This is a genomic window from Mesorhizobium sp. M8A.F.Ca.ET.021.01.1.1, assembly GCF_003998025.1.
Classification (GTDB): Bacteria; Pseudomonadota; Alphaproteobacteria; order Rhizobiales; family Rhizobiaceae; genus Mesorhizobium.
Window position 1 is genome coordinate 1 of sequence record NZ_RZSJ01000811.1, and the last position, 2,098, is coordinate 2,098.

The 2,098-nt window shown below is 61.1% G+C and carries 2 protein-coding genes and 1 pseudogene; 1 reads left to right on the plus strand and 2 read right to left on the minus strand.

The features are described from left to right. Both EOA36_RS34190 and EOA36_RS34195 read right to left on the minus strand, forming a co-directional pair. The coding region (locus EOA36_RS34190; RefSeq protein ID WP_145969476.1) for an NUDIX hydrolase at window positions 1-455 on the minus strand (455 nt) is incomplete at its 3' end. Between the two features lie 126 nt (window positions 456-581). Further along, window positions 582-890: a hypothetical protein gene (locus EOA36_RS34195; RefSeq protein ID WP_127281103.1), complete on the minus strand. Its 309-nt coding sequence runs from the start codon at window positions 888-890 to the stop codon at window positions 582-584. Window positions 891-1,277: 387 nt separating this feature from the next. On the opposite strand from EOA36_RS34195, the pseudogene EOA36_RS34200 reads away from it, so the two are divergent. Next, window positions 1,278-2,098: pseudogene (locus tag EOA36_RS34200) on the plus strand (hypothetical protein); the annotation flags it as partial.

A 2,098-nucleotide genomic window follows, 5' to 3' on the forward strand; every position in this document is an offset into this window, starting at 1 on the left:
GGCTCGGGCAGCGTCAAGGTGCTCACCAGCGTCGAGAGATCGGGCTCGTCGATGAGCATCGCGGCGTCGGCCGGCGCCAGCCATGCCCGCTGCCGCCGTTTGGCTTCCTGCCAGTCGGCGAGCTCTTCCGTCACTTCCAGCAGAAACACGATGACGTCGACGCGGACAAAGCGGTTGGCCAGGCGTTTCCAGTAGGAATAGGTGCCCGCCGGCCGCTTCAGCGTCTTGCCACGCACGCCGGCTTCCTCCAGCGCCTCGATAGTGGCTGCCTTGCGCCCGCTCTTGCCTTTCATCGGCCACCCCTTGGGCACGATGAAGCGTCTCGTCGTTCTCGACGTGACCAGCATCACCTCGATGTCTCCGCGCGCGTTCAGCCGAAAGGGAATCGCCGCCACTTGGCGGATCCTTTCGCCTTTCTTGGCCTGGCGTACGGCCTTTTTCTTGGTGGCTGCCATCTTAACAATCCAGTCGCTGCAATGCCCCTTAGCGTGATGCGATGCCTTTGCAAAATCCAAACGACCGCGGGGGCACCCAAAGTGCCCTATCATGTAAGTCGGCTAAATAAAAGAAGGTGCCGTCTGTCAGCGGCAGGTGCTGACGGCGGTGTTGCCGATTATCTGCGTCTGGCAGCTCGGCCTGACCTGCGGAACGACAGGCGGCGGCTGCTGGACGATGACGCGATCCTGGGCACGATACTGCTGTTGCTGCTGCTGAAATTGCTGCCGCTGAACCTGGTTCTGCAAGGCCTGCAGATCATTCTGCTGGATGATCACATTGTTTCTGGCCGCGGGATTGAGCACCTGTGCCGAAGCGGGCGATGCAAAGCCGGCCGGCCCCGCTCCGGCCAGCATCGCCAATGCGAGAATCATCGATGAACGACGCATGTGCATCCGGCAATTCCTACAAAAAATCTCATCACGCCGGATATATAGGGTGTTTGTCCGGCGATGCCATGGCGAGAATGGTGATCGCCCTCACACCAACCGCACCCGAGTACTGACTGCCACCTAGTCCCGGGACGCAGATTGCCGTCATATGACGACTATGAAAAGCAGATGGCTTTGGTCAGTGTCCCTTACGTAAGTTTTCGGTTCCTTCTGGCGCAAGTTTATGTATTCTAATTGAGCCAGTACTTCACAAGCGGGACTGCGGACTGCTGGCCTCAATGCATTGAACCTTATTGCAAAGTGCCGGCATTTTATTGCGTGGACTGACCGTGGCGGGGGCGCCTAACTCAAGGAGGGATTGGGAGCGCCTGCTCTAAGGGGGCTAAGTGCATGGCGTTGTTCTCAAGGCGCTCTTTTGAGTGCGCGGATTTTGAGTGCGCGGATTTTGACGGCGAAGCGGTCGGACGCCGCTCCTGTATGCCGCTCCTGGCGGGGAGCCGACTTCCCCGGGTTGCAGAATCTCCGGTGGCCGGAAACCCTCGTCTGGCAGTCATGGCAGCGCGGCTGACCCTGTTGCTTGGTGCCACGGCTCTGAGCGGTTTTGCCCTTCTGCACACAAGCCCAGTCCATGCGCAGGTCGTGATCAATCACGACGGTGCGCCCGGAGACAACGGCGCAAATGTGATCGGCGATGCCGATGCGGATGACGGCCATCCTCCCACCGGACCGGTCAACTACACAAATAATGATCCGCAATCGAGCGTCGGCAGCGCCTTTGTCGGCAGCGCCGTTGGCGGCAGAGGCGGCAATGGCGGCTCGACCGTCGAGCCAACCATTGTCCCTCCCTTCTTCGAGGTCGATGGCGGCAATGGCGGTAATGGGGCCAAGGGTGGCGTCGTCGATATCACGAATACGGCCCAGTTGCAGACCAGTGGCGCCTCCGCGAGCGGCATCAGTGCAAATGCAAGTGGCGGCGATGGCGGCGATGGTGGATTTGCCTTCCATCTGCTGCTGATCAACGGTGGTACCGGTGGCAGAGGCGGCGACGGCGGCACCGCGACCGTGACGACCACATCGACCAGCAACATCACAACGACAGCGGACCTGGCGAACGGTATCACCGTCAACGCCAGTGGCGGCAATGGCGGCAATGGCGGCACCGCCGGCGGCGGCATCGGGCCCCGGAAAGGTGGTGATGGCGGTTTCCGCGG

Excerpts from the sequence above, each read along its gene's own strand:
- EOA36_RS34195 (WP_127281103.1), bottom strand. The coding sequence starts at position 890 with ATGCACATGCGTCGTTCATCGATGATTCTCGCATTGGCGATGCTGGCC.